This window comes from Streptomyces sp. NPDC054765 (assembly GCF_053612065.1).
The window spans coordinates 156,895-175,590 of record NZ_JBSHBP010000005.1; the positions used below are offsets into that span (position 1 = coordinate 156,895).

Here is an 18,696-nt window from a genome sequence, read left to right on the forward strand (position 1 = left end):
CGTTCCTCACCGTTCGTTGTGGTCGCTGGTGCCGCGTGCGGCGTCTTCGAGTTCGCGCAGGACGTGCTCCTCCACCAGATCCGCCAGGGCGGCGACCGTGCGGGCGGTGAGCACGTCGCGGGGTGTGAGGGCCACCCCGAAGGTGTCGTTGACCCGGGAGGCGATGAGCAGGCTGCGCAGCGAGTCGCCGCCCAGGGCGAAGAAGTCGTCCTCGACGCCCACGGTCACTTCCAGGGCCTGTGACCAGACGTCCGCGAGGAACTCTTCGGTGGGGGTGCGCGGGGCGACATGTGCGGCGGGCTCGGGCAGCTCCGGCCCGGGTGCGGGCAGGGCGGCGCGGTCGGTCTTGCCGTTCTCGGTGAGCGGGAAGCACTCCAGGACGACGAAGGCCGAGGGGACCATGTGGACGGGCAGCGTCCGGGCGGCGAACGCGCGCAGCTCGGCGCCGGAGGGGACCTCGGTGTCCGGTACGGCGAGCAGATGGGCCACCAGTCGCGGCGTTCCGGGCTCGTCCTCCCGTACGGCGACCACGGCGTCCCGCACGGCCGGGTGGCCCACCAGGGCCGCCTCGACCTCGCCGGCCTCGATGCGGTGGCCGTGCAGTTTCATCTGGTGGTCGCCGCGGCCCAGGTAGTGCAGCTCGCCACGGGCATCGCGGCGGACCAGGTCGCCGGTGCGGTACATCCGGTCGCCCGGTGCGCCGTAGGGGTCTGCGGTGAACCGGGTGGCGGTCAGTCCCGGCCGGTGGAGATAGCCGCGGGCCAGGGACGTTCCGCTGATCCACAGTTCGCCGGGGACGCCGTCGGCGACCGGCCGCAGGCGCCCGTCGAGCACGTACACCCGGCTGCCCGGCCGCGGGCGTCCGATGGGGGGCGCGGTGCCGTCGGGCAGCAGCGGGCCGGACCAGGTGGCGACCACCGTGGCCTCGGTGGGGCCATAGGAGTTGATCATCCGGTGGTGCGGGGCCCAGCGGCCGGCCAGGTCGGCGCCGCAGGCGTCCGCGCCGACGATGAGCGTGCGCAGGTCCGGCAGTGTCCCCGCGGTGGCGGGCGGCACCGTGGCGAGCGCGGCGGGCGGCAGCAGCGTGTGGGTGATGCGCTCCTCGCGCAGCACCTCGGCCAGCTGCTCGCCGAGCAGCGGACCGGGCGGCGGTACCACGAGGCGGGCACCGGCGGGCAGGGCCATGCACAGCTCCAGCACCGAGGCATCGAAGCTGGGGGTGGCGAAGGCCAGTACGCGGTCACCCGGCCGCACGTGGTAGTGACCGGCCTCGGCGGCGGCGAAGCCCGCCAGGCCGCGGTGGGTGACGACCACGCCCTTGGGGGTGCCGGTGGAGCCGGAGGTGTAGATCACATAGGCCGGGTCGTCGAGGTCGAGCGGGCGGACCCGGTCCTCGTCGGTGGGACGGTGGCCGGGTGTGCCGTCGTCCCCGGCGGACAGCAGGTCGCGGACCTCGGCGGCGTCCAGCGTGAGTGCCGGGGCCGCGTCGCGCAGCATCAGTGCGATCCGCTCGGCCGGGTACCCGGGGTCCACCGGCAGGTAGGCGGCGCCCGTCTTGGCCGTCGCGAGCTGGGCGACGACCATGTCGGCCGATCTGGGCAGGAGCAGCGCGACGAGGTCGCCGGGCCCCGTTCCCCGGGTGAGGAGGTGGTGCGCGAGGCGGTTGGCGCGCGCCTCCAGCTGTGCGAAGGAGAGCTGCACCTCCGGTGCGGTCAGGGCGGGGGCGTCCGGCCACCGGTCGACGGCCGCCTCGACGAGCGCGGCCAGGGTGGCCGCCGGTACCTCGTCACCGGCGGGCCGCGCGGTCAGCCGCTCGCGCGCGTCCGGCGGCAGGATGTCGATCGCGTCCACGGTCGCCGCGCCGCCGGGTGCTGCCAGGGCGCCCAGGGTGTGCACCAGTTGGGCGGCCAGGGCCTGGGCGGTGGACTCCTCGAAGTAGCGCGGGTCGTAGCCGAGTTCGACGCTCAGCCGGGCGCCGGGCGAGATCACCACGGTGAGCGGGTAGTTGGTGGCCTCCAGGGCGTGCAGGTCCCGTACCCGCAAGCCGTGTGCGGTGGCCGCGCTGTCGTTGATCGGGTAGTTCTCGAAGACCACCAGGCTGTCGAAGAGCGTGGCCCCGGCGGGCAGTTCGCTCCAGTTGCGCAGATCGGACAGCGGTACGTGCTCAAAGCCGCGCGCGTTCGCCTGCGCGGACTGCAGACCGCGCAGCCAGTCGGCCGGAGCCGCGCCGCCGTCCACGTCGCACCGCACCGGCAGGGTGTTGATGAACAGGCCGGTGATGGAGTCGGCGCCGGGCAGGTCAGCGGGCCGGCCGGAGACCGTCGTGCCGAAGCACACCTCGCGCTCGTGGCTCCAGCGCGACAGCAGCAGCCCCCATACCCCCTGGACGACGGTGTTGAGGGTGAGGTGGTGGCGCCGGGCGAAGTCCTGGAGGGCGGCGCTCTCCCGCTCGCCGAGCCGCTGCGAGAGCCAGGTGCCGGCGCGGGTGGGGGCGCCCGGGGCCGGGCGGCGGTCGTAGGGCAGCGGGGTGGCCGCGGTCAGGCCCGCCAGCGCCTGGCGCCAGTGCTGTTCGGCCGGGGCCGTGTCGTGGGCGGCGAGCCAGGCGGCGTAGTCCGCGAACGGCCTGCGGTCCGGCAGCCGGGGCTCGGCGCCCCGGGTGAGCGCCGCATGGCAGGAGAAGACGTCCGAGAGGACCTGGAAGACGCTCCACCCGTCGAGCAGGACGTGGTGGAAGGTCCACACGACCCGTACCTCGGCCGGGGACAGCCGGATGAGGGTGAGCCGTAGCAGCGGTGCCCGGTCGAGGGCGAGCCCGCGGTCCCGGTCGTCGGCGAGCAGCCGCGCCAGTGCGGCGTCGCGCTCGTCCGGCGCCAGGCCGCTCCAGTCGAGTTCGGTGACGGGCAGGGTGACGGAGCGGTGGACGGTCTGGAGGGGTACCGGCACCTCGTGCAGGACCACCGCGCTGCGCAGCACGGGGGTGCGGTCGACGACGTGCTGCCAGGCGGCGGCCAGCAGCCGGGAGTCGGTGACGCCGTCCAGGACGAAGGTGGCCTGTTCCACGTACAGCCCCTGGTCGGGCTCGTCGAGCCCGTGGAAGACCAGTCCCGTCTGGGTGGGGGTGAGCGGGTAGACGTCGGTGACGTCCCGGCCGTCGCCGACGAGCCGGTCGACCGTCTCCTGGTCGAGGCGGACCAGCGGGAAGTCGGCGGGCGTGCGGCCGCCGGCCCCCGGTTGTGCGCAGTGCCGCACGATCTCCCGCAGTTCGGCGGTCATCTCCTCGGCCAGCCCGGTCACGGTGGTGCGCAGGTGCAGGTTCGTGGAGTAGGACCAGGTGAACTCCAGCCGTTTCTCCGTCACCATGCCGACGACGTCGATCAGATGCGGCCGGCCGGCCGCCCGGTCCATGTCGCCCTCCAGCGCGCCGAACGGGGCGTGCAGCAGGCCGTCGCCCCCGGTGGCGCTCCAGTCCTGCTGGCCGAGGTAGTTGAAGGTGATCTGCGGGTCTGCCGGGAGCCCGGTGGCCGCCGGGGTGCGCAGGTGGCGCAGCGCGCCGTGTCCCAGTCCGTGGTGCGGCAGCGCCCGCAGGCCCTCCTTGGCGGACTTCAGCGCGGTGGCGATGTCCGCGTGGGGCGGCAGGTCCAGTGCGACCGGGAACATGGTGGTGAACCAGCCGACGGTGCGGGAGAGGTCGACGTCGTCGAAGATCTCCTCACGGCCGTGGCCCTCCAGCCCGATCCGTACCCGGTCGTGCCCGGTCCAGCGGGCCAGCACCCGGCCCAGGGCGCACAGCAGGACGTCGTTGACCCGGGTCCGGTAGACGTCCGGCACGTCCTGGAGGAGCTTGCGGGTCTCCTCGGTGTCCAGGCGCACGGTCACCGTGTCCTCGGAGTCCGCGGTGTTGCGGCCGGCCCGGTCGGTGGGCAGGGCCGACCGGCCGTCCGGCTCGTTCCAGTGGGCGAGTTCGCCGTCGAAGCCGCCGGCGGCGGTGTGGTCGTGCAGCCGCTGCGCCCAGGTGCGGAAGGAGGTGGTCTTGGGGCCGAGACCGGCCCGGCCGCCAGCCCGCACCCGGCGGTAGGCGGTGTCGAGGTCCTCCAGCAGGATGCGCCAGGACACCGCGTCGACGACCAGGTGGTGGGCCGCCAGCAGCAGCACCGGGCGGTCCTGGTCGCCGAGGTGGCACAGCGCGGTCTTCAGCAGCGGCCCGGCCGCCAGGTCGAAGCCGGCGCACAGGTCCCTGGTCAGCGTGCGCAGCTGCGCGGCGCGGTCCTGCGGCGCCCGGCGGGACAGGTCGTGCACCTCCAGGGCGGGTGCCGCGCCGGGTGCCGCGCTGTACTGGCGCCAGTGGCCGTCGCCGGTGGTCTCGTACACCGTGCGCAGGGCGTCGTGGTGCTCCAGCACCGCGGCCAGGGCGGCGCGCAGCGCGCCCTCGTCGACCTCGGCGGCCAGCTGGAAGGACAGCGACTGGGTGAAGTGCCCGGGGCGGTCCGGGACGGTGTCGAACAGCCAGTGCTGGACGGGGGTGAGCGGCACCTCGCCCACCACCGGGCCCTGTTCGGCGGTGGACACCGCGGCCGGGAGCTCCTCGGCGGCCGCGGCCAGGGCGGCCACGGTCTGGTGGACGAACAGATGGCGCGGGGTCAGCGCGATGCCCGCACGGCGGGCCGCGGAGACGATCTGGATGCTGAGGATGGAGTCCCCGCCGAGCGCGAAGTAGTTGTCCTCGGCGCCCACCTGCTGCACGCCCAGCACCTCGGCCCAGATCCGGGCGAGCGCCTTCTCGGTGTCCGTGCGCGGTGCGACGTAACCGGCGGCCGGGGCGGCCCAGTCGGGCGCCGGCAGGGCGCGCCGGTCGAGTTTGCCGGTCGCTCCCAGCGGCAGCCGCTCCAGGGGGACGACGACCGCGGGGACCAGATGGTCGGGCAGGCTCTGTGCGAGGAAGGCGCGCAGCGCGGCGGGGTCGGCGCCCGCCGCGCCCCGTGCGACGACGTAGCCCACCAGCCGCTTGTGGCCGTCGCTCTCGACGACCCGGGCGGCGGCCTCGGCCACCTCGGGGTGCCGGGCGAGGGCGGCCTCCACCTCGCCCAGTTCGATGCGGAAGCCGCGCACCTTGACCTGGTCGTCGCTGCGGCCGAGGTACTCCAACTGCCCCTCGGCGTCCCAGCGTACGAGGTCGCCGGTGCGGTACATCCGCTCACCCGCGGGGCCGAACGGGTCCGCCAGGAAGCGCCGGGCGGTCAGTCCGGGCCGCGCGAAGTACCCGCGCGCCACACCGGTGCCGGCGAGGTAGAGCTCACCGGGTACCCCGACCGGGACCGGCCGCAGGTACGGATCCAGCACATAGGCGCGGGCGCCGGCGACCGGGCTGCCGATCGGCGGGGTGCGGTCCGGGTCCGCGGGGTCGCACGACCAGGCGGTGGCGTAGACGGTGGCCTCGGTGGGGCCGTAGATGTTCGCGACCCGGCAGCCGGGGACGGCGGCGCGGACCTCGCGGACGGTGCGGGCGGCGAGGCCCTCACCGGCCAGCACCACGTTGTCCGCGGTGACATGGACGGTGTCCTCGGTGAGGAGCCGGCCGAGGGCGGAGGGGACCGCGCTGAGCAGGCTCGCGGTCCAGGGGGCGGAGCGTTCGGCGAGGGCCAGCAGGTCGCTCACGACCTCGACGCAGCCGCCGGCGAGCAGCGGGCAGAAGATCTCGAAGACCGACACATCGAAGTTGAGCGAGGTCGACGCCACGACGTGGGACAGTCCCCGGCCGCCGAACTCGCCGGCCGCCCAGTCGGCCAGGGAGACCACCGAACCGTGGGTCGCCACCACGCCCTTGGGCAGGCCGGTCGATCCCGAGGTGTGGATGACGTAGGCGGGGTGGGCGGGCAGCAGCGGCCCGCTCCGCTCGCCGTCGCCGATGTCGGCGGCGGACCGCCCGGCGAGCCGGTCCGCCGACGCGGGATCGTCCAGCACGATCCGGGTGGCGGGCCCTTCGGGCAGCCGGCCGGCCAGTGCCGCGGTGGTGAGCACGAGGTCCGGTCCGATGTCCTCGAACAGGAAAGAGATGCGCTCGGCGGGGTATGTGGGGTCGACCGGCAGATAGCCGGCGCCGCTCTTGAGCACGGCCAGCAGGGCCACGATCAGGTCGGCGGTGCGCGGCAGCGCGAGAGCGACGAACCGTTCCGGGCCCGCGCCCGAGGCGATCAGCAGCCGGGCGAGCCGGTTGGCGCGTTCGTTCAGCTCCCGGTAGGTGAGGCGGTCGTCCCCGGACAGCACGGCCGTGGCGTGCGGGGTGCGGACCGCCTGCCCCTCGAACACCTCGGGCAGCACGCGCCGCGGCTGCGGGGCGGCCGCCCCGCCGAAGTCCCGCAGGACACGCCCGCGTTCCTCCTCGGTGAGCAGCGGCAGGTCCCCCAGCCGGCGGTCCGGACCGGCGGCCATCTCCGTCAGCAGGACGCGCAGACAGGCGCCCAGCCGCTCGACCGTCGCGGCGTCGAAGGCCGCCGGGTCGTAGTCCAGGGCCACGGTGAGGCGTTCGCCGGGGGCGACGATCACGCTCAGCGGGAAGTTGGTCGGCTCCAGGTCGCGTTCCTGCTGGATGCCCAGGCCGTGCCGGGCCAGGGCGTCGCTGTCGAAGGGGTAGTTCTCGAAGACCACGATGCTGTCGAACAGACCGGTCCCGCGCGGGATTTCGCTCCAGTTCTGGAGCTCGGTCAGGGAGACGAAGTCGAAGCGCCGGGACTCCGACTGGGCCGTCTGCAGGTCGCGCAGCCAGTCCAGCAGTCCGCGGTTCGGGTCGACCCGTACCCGGGTGGGCAGGGTGTTGATGAACAGTCCGACCATGGACTCCACCCCGGGCAGCGCGGCGGGCCGCCCGGAGACCGTCGTGCCGAAGACCACGTCGTCGCTGTTGCTGTAGCGGGACAGCAGCAGGCCCCAGGCGCCCTGCAGGACCGTGTTCATGGTGAGTCCGGAGCGCTGCGCGGTCTCCCGCAGGCGGGTGGAGTCCGCCTCGTCCAGGGTGACGTGCACCGATCCCGAGGACGAGGCGCGGTGGGCCTCCAGGGGCCTGCGGTCCCGCGGGAGTTCGGTCGGCGAGGTGAATCCGGCCAGCGCGGTGCGCCAGTGCCGCTCGGCGCGGGTGGTGTCCTGCTCCGCCAGCCAGCCCAGATAGCTGCCGAAGGGCCGGCGGGCGGGGACCTCGGGACGGCGGCGGCCGGTGAGCGCCGCGTACCGTTCGCAGACCTCGTCGAAGACCTGGGCCGCGCTCCAGCCGTCGAGCAGAATGTGATGGAAGGTCCAGATGAGCCGGACCCGGTCCCCGGACAGCTTGATCAGGGCCAGCCGCATCAGCGGGGCGCCGGCGAGGTCGAGACCGGCCTCCCGGTCCTCGGCGAGCAGGGTGGTCAGCGCGCGCCCGCTCTCGTCCGCGGGCCGCCGGGACCAGTCGTGGTGGGTGACGGGCACAGTGGCCCGTGCCTGGACGACCTGTAGCGGTTCGGCGGTCTCCTCCCACACCAGGCGGGTGCGCAGCATCGGGTTGGCGTCGGCGGTCTGCTGCCAGGCGGTGGCGAGGGCGACGGGGTCGGTGACGCCGGAGAGCACCAGCTGGACCTGGTTGAAGTAGGTGTGGGAGGCCGGGTCCATCAGGCTGTGGAAGAGCATGCCCGCCTGCATCGGGGTCAGCGGGTAGAGGTCCTCCACCGCGCGGCCGTCCCCGGCGACCCGGTCCACGGCCGCCTGGTCGAGGCGGGCGAGCGGGAAGTCGGAGGGGGTGCGGCCGCCGGCGTCCGGGCCCGCACAGTGGGCGACGATGTCCTCCAGCGCCGTGAGCATGCCGGTGGCCAGCGCGGTGACCGTCTCCTCCCGGTGCACTCCACGGCTGTAGTACCAGGTGAGTTCGAGGCACCGCTCCTCGACCCGGCCCACCACGTCCAGCAGGTGCGGCCGGCCGGACTCGGGAGCGGCGGCGCCGTCGAGTCCGCCGCGCACGGCACGGATCAGTCCGCCGTCGCCGGACCAGTCGAACCGGCCGAGGTAGTTGAAGCTGATCCGGGGCTGGGGCGCAGCGGCGGCTGCGCCGGTCCCTGGCCCGAGGTGCCGCAGCGCACCGTGGCCGAGCCCCCGGCCGGGGACCGCGCGCAGCTGTTCCTTGACGGACTTGAGCGCCGCGGCCCAGTCCCCGGCCGGGACGTCCAGGGCGACGGGGAACAGGGTGGTGAACCAGCCGACGGTGCGGGACAGGTCGATGTCGTCGAAGAGGTGGTCCTCGCGGCCGTGTCCCTCCAGGCCGACGGCGACGGTGCGCTGTCCGGTCCAGTCGGCCAGCACCCGGCCGAGCGCCGTGAGCAGCACGTCGTTGATCCGGGTCCGGTAGACGCCGGGCACCTTCTGCAGCAGGTCGCCGGTCCGCTGCCGGTCCAGCCGGACGGTGACCGAGCGCAGGTCGGCGATGGTGTTGGACCCTTCGGCGTCGACGGGCAGCGGCGCCGCGCAGTGTTCGGCCACCTCGCTCCAGTGCGCGCGCTCGCCGTCGAACCCGCCGGACGCGGTGTGGGCGTGCAGCCGCCGGGCCCACTCCTGTACGGATGTGGTCCGGGCGGGCGGGCTCACCGGCCCGCCGGTGCGCGCCTGCTGATAGCCGCTCTCCAGGTCCTCCAGCAGCACCCGCCAGGAGACCCCGTCGACCACCAGGTGGTGCACGGTCAGGAACAGCCGCGGTGGCCGGTTCCGCGCGCCGGTGAACAGCCGGGCGGCGAGCAGGGGCCCGTCCGCCAGCCGGAAGCCGGCGTGCGCCTCGGCCATGGCGGCCTCCGTCGCGGCGGCGCACTCCGCGTCGTCCCGGCCGGTCAGGTCGTGGACGTGCAGCAGCTGCGGCTCTGTCGCGTCCGGAGCCGGGCAGTGCTGGCGCCAGGTCCCGTCCGCCCGCTGTTCGAAGCGGGCCCGCAGGGCGTCGTGGTGGTCCCACAGGGCGTGCAGGGCGCGTTGCAGCGCCTGCGGATCGGGGTCCTCGGCCAGTTCGATGACGACGGACTGGTTGAAGTAGCCGGGACGTTGCGGCCGGGCGTCGAGGAACCAGTGCTGGATCGGGGTGAGGGCGACGTCCCCGGTGACCGGGCCGGTGCCGGCCACGGGGGCCTCGGCGCCGGTGGCGGCCGCCAGGGCGGCGACGGTGGGGTGCCGGAACAGGTCCCGGGGGGTGAGGGTCAGCCCGGCCCGGCGGGCGCGCGAGACGACCTGGATGCTGAGGATCGAATCGCCGCCCAGCATGAAGAAGTTGTCCTCGACCCCGACCCGTTCGACGCCCAGCAGGGCGCACCAGATCTCCGCGAGGATCCGCTCGGCCTCGGTACGCGGGGCGAGGTGCTCGCCGGCGGTGGCGGCCGTCCGGTCGGGGGCCGGCAGCCTGCGCCGGTCCACCTTTCCGTTGCCCGTGAGGGGCAGCGCGTCCAGGGTCACGAACGCGGCGGGGAGCATGTAGTCGGGCAGCTCGGCGGCGAGGAAGGCACGCAGCTCCGCCGCCGGCGGCACCGCGGCGTCCGGGGCGGGCACGAGATAGGCGGCCAGGAGCTTGCGGCCGCCGTCCTCGCGGACGGTCAGCACCGCTTCGGCGACCGCGGTATGGCGGGTGAGCACGGCCTCGATCTCGGCCGGTTCGACCCGGAAACCCCGGATCTTGATCTGGTCGTCGGCACGCCCCACGAAGTGGAGTTCGCCGTCGGCGCTCCAGCGCACGATGTCGCCGGTGCGGTACATCCGGGTCCCGGGCGGTCCGAACGGGTCGGCCAGGTAGCGTTCGGCGGTCGCACCGGGGCTGCCGGCGTAGCCGCGGGCGAGTCCGGCACCGGCGAGGTACAGCTCGCCCGGGATGCCCGGCGGCTGGGGCTGCAGCGCAGCGTCCAGGACGTGGACGCGGGTGTTGTCCAGGGGGCGTCCGATGGGCAGGGCGGCGGGCAGCGGGTCACCGGAGCGGAAGGGCCGCCGGGTCGCGAAGGTGGTCGTCTCGGTGGGGCCGTAGCCGTCGACCACGGTCAGGCCGGGGCAGGCGTCGAGGACGCGGCGCACCGCGGCGCCCGGCACGGCCTCGCCGCCGGTCCACACCTCCCGGGCGCCCCGCAGGCACTCGGGGTCCTCCTGGGCCAGCAGACGGAACAGCCCGGCGGTCAGCCACAGGCAGCTGACGCCCTGTTCGCAGACCGCCCGGCGCACCGTGGCGGCGTCCACGTCGGCCGGCGGTGCCAGCACGGCCGTGCCGCCGCGCAGCAGCGGCACCCACAGTTCGTAGGTGGCCGCGTCGAAGGCCTGCGGGGAGTGCACCAGGACCCGGTCGTGTCCGTCGAAGGCGCGGTCGAAGACGAGCGCCACGACGTCCCGGTGGCGCACCGCGACCCCCTTGGGGCGCCCGGTGGAGCCGGAAGTGAACATCAGGTAGAGCACGTTGTCGGGGTGCAGGGCCGGCGTGCCCGCCCCCTCCGGAGCGGGGGCGCCGTCGGCGCCGGACGGCACGGGGGATGCCGCCGGGTCCGTCACCAGCAGGGTGTGCCCGCCGGGTGCCACCTCACGGGCGGCTTCCTCCCAGGCGGCGTCGGTGAGCACGAGTTGCGCCGTGGTCTCCGCGAGCACCTGCCGCAGCCGCTCCCGCGGGGCGCGGCCGTCCAGCGGGACGTACACTCCGCCCGCCTTGACGATGGCCAGCTGGGCGATGACCAGTGCGGCCGAGCGGTCCATGAGGACCCCGGCCGGGGACTCCGGACGTACCCCGAGCCCGGTCAGCCGGCGGGCCAACTCATCGGTACGGGCGTCAAGTTCCCGGTACGTCAGCCGGGTGTCCCCGGCGTCCAGGGCCGTGGCATCGGGGGTGCGCCGGGCCTGGGCGGCGAACAGCTCCGCCACGGTGCCCTCGGGCAGTGCGGCGGTGGTGTCGTTCCACTCCTCGACCACCTGGCGCCGGCGCGCCGCGCCGAGCACCGGCAGCCGTGCGGGCGGCCGGTGGGCGTCGGCGGCCATGCCGTCCAGCAGCACCGTGAGGTACTCGCCCATCCGCTCGACGGTGGCGGTGTCGAACAGTGCCGGGTCATAGCCGAGGCGCAGGGCCAGCTCCGGGCCGGGGTAGGCGACCAGGCTCAGCGGATAGTTGGTGGTCTCGATGCCGTCGAGGCCGCTCAGCCGCAGTCCGTGCGCGGCGGCGAGGTCGCCGCCGACCGGGTAGTTCTCGAACACCACGATGCTGTCGAAGAGCCCGACCCGCTCGGGCAGGTCGCTGAACGCCTTCAGCCGGGCGAGCGGGACGAAGTCGAAGCGCCGGTCGTCGGTCTGGATCTCCTGCACCCGGCGCAGCCAGGCCGTCAGGGTGCCGTCGGCGGGGACCGTCAGCCGGGTCGGTACGGTCGCGATGAACAGGCCGTTCATGGCCTCGACGCCCGGCAGTTCCGGCGGGCGTCCGGACACGGTGGTGCCGAAGACGACGTCCGGCCGCCCCGTCTGGCGGGCCAGCAGCAGCGCCCAGGCCCCCTGCACCAGCGTGTTCATGGTCAGGCCCGCGCCCTTGGCCAGCTCCTCCAGCCGGCCGGAGGTGGCGGCGGACAGGGTGACGCGTACCGCCTCGGTGGACTCCGCGCGGTGGGTCTCCCTGGGCTCGCGGTCGTAGGGCAGTGCGGTCGGCTCGCTCAGGCCGTCGAGCCTGGTCTGCCAGTGCCGTTCGGCCTCCGCCCAGTCGCGGTCCCGCAGCCAGGCCACGTAGTCGCGGAAGGGCCGGCGGCCGGGCAGGCCGGGGTCCGGCGGCGTCGCACCGTCCCCGGCCGCCGCGTCGCGCAGCGCGGCGTGGCACCGGAAGACGTCGGAGAGCACCTGGAACAGACTCCAGCCGTCCAGCACCAGGTGGTGGAAGGACCACACCACCTGCACCTCGGTGTCGGACAGCCGGGCCAGGACCAGGCGCAGCAGCGGGGCGGTTTCGAGGTCGATCCCGTGCCGCCGGTCGCGGTCGAGCAGTTCCCGCAGCCGGGCCCGGCGCTCGCCGTCCGGCAGCGCGCGCCAGTCCAGCCGGGTGACCGGCACGGTGACGCCGCGTTCGACCACCAGCAGCGGTTCGGGCACGTCCTGCCATACGACGCGGCCGCGCAGCACCGGGGTGCGGTCCGTCACCTGCTGCCAGGCCGCGGCCAGGGCCTGCGGGTCGGGCACGCCGTCCAGGATGAAGGTGAGCTGCTGGAAGTAGACGCTCTGGTCGTCCTGGGAGAGCCGGTGGAAGAGCATGCCGGCCTGGGTGGGGGTGAGCGGATGGATGTCCTCGACGGTGGCGGCGTCGCCCACCAGCCGGTCCACGGCCGGCTGGTCGAGCGCGGCCAGCGGGAAGTCGGACGGGGTGCGTCCGCCGGCCCCGGGCCGGGCGCCGTGCCGGGCGATGCCGCCCAGGGCGCGGGCGAATTCCCCGGCCAGCCGGGTGACGGTGGCCTCATGGTGGAGGTTCGCCGAGTAGAACCAGGTGAACTCCAGCGCGTCGCCGTCCAGCCGCCCGACGACCTCCAGCGCGTGCGGCCGCTGCGCCGCGGGATCGGCGTCCAGCGCCAGTGCGCGGTACGGACCGCGGTAGAGGCTGCCGTCACCGCCGGGCAGGCCGAACTGGCCGAGGTAGTTGAAGCTGATGCCGGCGGCCGGGGCGTTCGGCAGGCCTTCCGGGCGGACCAGGTACCGCTGGACGCCGTAGCCGAGACCGCGGCGGGGCACGGCGCGCAGCTGCTCCTTGACCGACTTCAGTACGGTGCCCCAGTCCGCGTCCGGGGCCACGCTGAGGGCCACCGGGTAGCGGGTGGTGAACCAGCCGACGGTACGGCTCAGGTCCACATCCGTGAAGAGTTCCTCCCGGCCGTGGCCCTCCAGGTCCACCGGGACCCGGTCGTGTCCGGTCCACTCGTGCAGCACCCGGCCCAGCGCGCTCAGCAGCACGTCGTTGACCTGGGTGCGGAAGGCCCCGGGCAGGGTGTGCAGCAGGACGCCGGTGTCCCCCGGGGTGAGGCGTACGGTCACCGAACGGGCCGACGCATAGGTGTTGGCGCCGGCGAGGTCACTCGGCAGCACCGGGTCGCAGGTGCGGGCCGGCGTCGTCCAGTAGTCCGTCTCGTCCTGGAAGCCGCCGGCTTCGGCGTGCCCGGTCAGCCGGCGTGCCCAGTGCCGCAGCGGGGAGGACTTCGGCGGCAGCGCGGTACCCGCTTCCCCGCGCTGTGCGCGGTAGGCCCGGTCCAGGTCCTCCAGCAGGAGCCGCCAGGAGACGCCGTCGACCACCAGGTGGTGGACGGCCAGGTGCAGGATCCGCGGCAGGCCGGCGCCCCGGTCGTGGAGCACGGCACGCAGCAGGGGGCCGTGACGCAGGTCGAACGGGCCGAGGTGCGGCGCGTCGTCCTCGGGACCGGTGTGACGGTGCAGCGTGACGCCGGACGCCTCGCTGTCGATGTGCTGGTGCCACCGGCCGTTGCCGTCCGGTACGAAGCGCGAGCGCAAGGCGTCATGGTGGGCGACCACCTCGTGCAGGGCGGCCTCCAGCGCCGTGACGTCCGGTTCGCCGGCCAGCTCGACGGACATCGTCTGGCCGAAGTGGCCGGCCCGCTCGGCGTCGTCCTCGAACAGCCAGTGCTGAATGGGCGTCAGCGGGGCCGTGCCGGTGGCTGCCGCCTCGGGAGCCGGGCCGTCGGCCGGCTGTCCGGCGGCGTCCAGGCACTGCGCGAGGGCGGCGACGGTCTGGTGGTGGTAGACGTCGCGCGAGGTGACGGCCAGGCCCGCCTGCCGTGCCTGGGCGACGACCTGGATGCTGAGGATCGAGTCGCCGCCGAGCGAGAAGAAGTTGTCGTCCGCCCCGACGCGCTCGACCCGCAGGACATCGGCCCAGACGCGGGCGAGCGCCCGTTCGGTGGCGGTGCGCGGCGCCACGTAGTCCGTCGTGCCGGCGGCCGTCCAGTCCGGGGCGGGCAGCCGGCCGCGGTCCAGCTTGCCGTTGGGGTGGAGCGGCATCGCGTCCAGGACGACGACCGAGGCGGGCACCATGTAGTCGGGCACGCTGCGGCCGAGCCGGCGGCGGATCGCGCCCGGGGTGAGTTCCGCGCCGGGCACCGGGACGACATAGCCGATCAGGCGCTTGTGGCCGTTGCTCTCCCGGGTGGCGGCGGCCGCCTGGGCCACCCCCGCACAGCGCAGCAGCGCCTCCTCGACCTCGCCCAGCTCGATGCGGAAGCCCCGCACCTTGACCTGCTGGTCGGCCCGGCCCACGTACTCCAGCTCGCCGCCGGTGGTCCACCGCACCAGGTCGCCGGTGCGGTACATCCGGCTGCCGGGGCCCGCGAAGGGGTCGGCGAGGAACCGGGCGGCGGTCAGACCGGGACGCCTGAGGTACCCCCGGGCCAGGCCCCCGCCGCCGAGGTACAACTCACCCGTCACGCCCGGTGGTTGCGGACGCAGCATGCCGTCCAGGACGTAGCAGCGGGTCCGGGCGACGGGCCGGCCGATGGGCGGCGCCTGCTCGGGCGTGCCGTCGCCGGCGAACCATGCCGTGGCGTAGACCGTGGCCTCGGTCGGGCCGTAGATGTTGGCGACCTGGGAGGACGGCATCGTCTCCCGGATCTCCCGTACGGTCCGGGCGGGCAGCGCCTCGCCCGCCAGGACCACCGTGTCGGCCGTGACGGTGCCGGCGTCCCGGGTGAGCATCCGGGAGATCACCGACGGCACCCCGCTGATGAGGCCGGCCTGCCGCGGGGCGGCGCCCGGCAGGTCGGCGAGGGCCGGCAGGTCGGCCACGACTTCGATGCTGCCGCCGGACAGCAGGGGGCAGAGGAGTTCGAAGACGGACACGTCGAAGTTGAGCGAGGTGGAGGCCACCACATGGGTCAGCCGCTGCCGCCCGAACTGCGCTCCCGCCCAGACCGCCAGGTCGGCCACGCTGCGGTGGGTGACCACGACGCCCTTGGGACGGCCGGTCGAGCCGGAGGTGTAGATGACGTAGGCGGGGTGGCCCGGATCCAGCGGCCGGACCCGTTCGGCGTCGGTGAGGTCGTCCTCCGCGTGGCCGGCCGGCCGGGCCGTGGTCTCCATCTCGTCCAGTACCAGCCGTTCGGTGCCCTCGGGCAGGCAGCCGGCCGTGTCCCGGGTGGTCAGGACGAGGGCCGGACCGGCGTCGGCGAGCATGAACCGGATGCGCTCGGCCGGATAGCCGGGATCCACCGGCAGATACCCGGCGCCCGCCTTGAGCACCGCCCACAGGACGGGGACCAGGTCGGCCGAGCGCGGCAGGGCCAGCGCCACCAGGGTCTCGGGGCCCACCCCACGGCCGGCCAGCAGCCGGGCGAGGCGGTTGGCGCGCCGGTTCACCTCGTCGTAGGTGAGCTGTGTCGTCCCGCAGACCACGGCGGTCCGGCCGGGCGTGCGGGCGGTCTGCGCCTGGAAGAGTTCGGGCAGGGTGGTGTCCGGGCCGTCCTGCTGCGGGGCGTTCCAGGCGTCGAGCATGGTGCGCCGCTCGTCGTCCGTCAGCAGCGGCAGTTCGGCCACGGTCCGGTGCGGGCCGTCCGCCATGCCGTCCAGCAGAAGGTGCAGCTGACGGCTCATCCGCGCCACGGTCGCGGCGTCGAACAGGTCGGTGTTGTACTCGACGGTCAGCCCGAAGGACCCGTCGCTGCGCGGCAGGAACTCCAGCACCAGGTCGAACCGCGCGGCCGGGCGCGGCAGCGGATGCTCCTCGATGCGTACGCCGCCGGCTTCCCGGGGGTGCACCATGGCGGTCTGCTGGACCACGAGGACCTGCACCAGCGGGGTGCGGCTGGGGTCACGCTGCGGGGACAGCTCCTCGACGACCCGGTCGAACGGCACGCTGTCGTGGCTGAAGGCGTCCAGCAGGGTGGCCCGCATGGTGTCCAGGAACCGGTCGACGGTGGCGGTGCCGTCGACGTCGCTGCGCAACACCAGGGTGTTGACGAAAAAGCCGGTCACCTCCTCCAGTTCGCGCTGGGTGCGTCCGTTGGTGACGGTGCCGAGCGCGATGTCGCGCTGACCGGTGTAGCGGGAGAGCAGCACCGAGGCCGCCCCGGCGAACAGGGTGAACAGGGTCGTGCCCTTGGACCGGGCGAGCCTGCCGAGGCGGTCGGCCAGGTCCGCCGGCAGGTCGTGGCGGTGTACCGCGCCGGCCGTGGTGCGCACCGGCGGCCGGGGCCGGTCCGTGGGCAGGTCCAGCTGCGCCATCCCGGTCAGGTGCCGCCTCCAGTAGGCCAGGTCGTCGGCGTGCTGGGCGGGTGTGGGGTGCTCGCGCTCCCACACAGCGAAATCGGGATATTGCAGGATCGGTTCTGCGAGACCGTCCGGGCTGCCGTCCGCCTCGGAGGCGTAGAGCGCGGCCAGTTCACGGACCAGCACACCGACCGACCAGCCGTCGGTGACGATGTGGTGCTGGGCCAGCAGCAGCAGGTGCTCGTCGTCGGCGAGCCGGATCAGCAGGGCCCGGGTGAGCGGGCCCTCGCGCAGGTCGTAGGGGCTCTCCAGCTCCTCGGCGAGCAGGCGCTCGGCCTCCGCGGCACGGCGGCCGGCCGGGAGGGCGCCGAGGTCGACGGTGCGCAGGGGCAGCGAGGCGGTGCCGTCGACCCGTTGCACACCACGCCCGTCCACCGTGGTGAAGGTGGTGCGCAGCGAGTCATGGCGCGCGGCGAGCCGGTCCAGGGCGCGGCGCAGCGCGCCGGCGTCCAGCGGGCCGCCCAGCCGCACCCCGACGCCGGTGTTGTACTCGGTGCCGCCGGCCGTCAGGTCGTCGAGGAACCACAGCCGTTGCTGCGCGCCGGACAGCGGCAGCGCGCGGTCGCGCGGGACCGGGGTGACCGGTGTCGTCGGATCCGCGGCCGCCGGGTCGTCCAGCAGCGGCACCAGCGCGGCGATCGTCCGGGCGGTGAACAGGTCACGGACGGACAGTTGGGCGCCGAGTTCCTCTCGGACGCGGGACAGCACCCGCACGGCGAGGACGGAGTCGCCCCCGAGGCCGAAGAAGTCGTCCCCGGTGCCGGGGGGGCTCACCGACAGGACGTCCGACCAGATGCCGGCGAGGGTGTGCTCGGCGGGTGTCCGGGGCGCGATGTGGCCCCCGTCCGGGGCACGTGCGGGCTCGGGCGCGGGCAGCGCACGCCGGTCGATCTTGTGGTGCGCGGTCAGCGGGAACGCGTCGAGCACGACGACGGCGGACGGAACCATATGGGCCGGCAGGCTGCGGGAGACCGTGGCGCGCAGCTCACCGGACTGCGGCGGCCCGAGGGGGTCGCCCGGTGTCACATAGGCGACGAGCCGCTGCCGTCCGGGCTCGTCCTCCCGCACGATGACCACGGCTTCCCCGACCCGGGGGTGGCGGGCCAACGCCGCCTCGATTTCCCCGAGTTCGATGCGGAAGCCCCGGACCTTGACCTGCCGGTCGGCCCGTCCGAGGAATTCCAGTTCGCCGCCCGCGTTCCGGCGGGCCAGGTCTCCGGTGCGGTAGAGCCTGCTTCCGGGCGGCCCGTACGGGTCGGCCACGAAACGCGCGGCGGTCAGACCCGGGCGATGGAGATAGCCGCGTGCCACCCCGGTCCCGCCCACGTACAGCTCGCCGCCGGTCCCGGCCGGCACCGGCCGCATCGCCGCGTCCAGCACATGGACCTCGGTGTGCGGCAGTGGTCTGCCGATCGACGGGGTGCCGCCGCCGACGGCCAGCGGTCCGGTCCAGGAAGCGACCACGGTGGCTTCGGTGGGGCCGTAGGAGTTGACCAGCCGGCGCCCCGCGGCCCAGCGGTCGACCAGCTCGGCCGGGCAGGCCTCGGCTCCCACGATCAGGGTCCGCAGGCCGGGCAGGGCGTGGCCGTCCGACGGGGCGGGCACGGTGGCGAGCGCGGCCGGCGGGATCAGCGCGTGGGTGATGCGGTGGTCCCGCAGGACGGCGGTGAGTTCGTCACCCAGCCACGGCCCGTCGGGCGGAACGACCAGGGTCGCCCCCGACAGCAGGGAGATGCACAGCTCCAGGACGGAGGCGTCGAAGCTCGGGGACGAGAACTGCAGAACGCGGTCGCCGGGCCGGACGTCGTACTGCGCGGCGGCCGCCGCGGCGAAGGCGCCCAGGCCCGTGTGGGTCACCGTCACCCCCTTGGGGGTTCCGGTGGATCCCGAGGTGTAGATGACGTACGCGGGGTGCTCGGCGTACAGCGGGGTGACCCGGTCGCTGTCCTGCGGAGCATGGTCCGGCCCCGTCGGTGGCCGGGTCTGCCCCGGATCGTCGAGGACCGCCGCGGGCTTGGCGTCGGACAGCATCAGGGTGCGGCGTTCGGCGGGGTAGGCCGGATCGACCGGCAGGAACGCACCGCCCGCCTTGGCCACCGCGAGTTCCGCGATGACGAGTTCGACCGAGCGGGGCAGCACCAGAGCCACCGTCCGCTCCGGCCCCACCCCGCGTGCGATGAGGTCGTGCGCGAGGCGGTTGGCGAGGGCGTCGACCTCGCCGAAGGACCAGGTCCGCCGGCCGTCCGTGACCGCCGGGGCGTGCGGGGTACGAGCCACCCAGGCGGCGAACAGGTCGCCGAGCGACGCCCCGGGCACCGGACGGACCGGGCCGGCGTCAGAGGCCGGGGGAACTGTCCGGGCCTGCGGCGATGCGGACTGCGGTGCTGAACTCTCGTGCTGGTCCGTCATGGAGGTCGGTCCTTCTCAGCGGGGACGGGGCGTGCAGCA

At 74.6% G+C, this 18,696-nt stretch carries 1 protein-coding gene; it reads right to left on the minus strand.

Annotated features, from left to right (window positions below; genetic code table 11):
- Positions 1 to 6: 6 nt before the first annotated feature.
- Positions 7 to 18,657, minus strand: a complete 18,651-nt coding sequence (locus tag ACWGJY_RS05640; protein WP_453259508.1) for a non-ribosomal peptide synthase/polyketide synthase — start codon at positions 18,655 to 18,657, stop codon at positions 7 to 9.
- Positions 18,658 to 18,696: the final 39 nt, after the last annotated feature.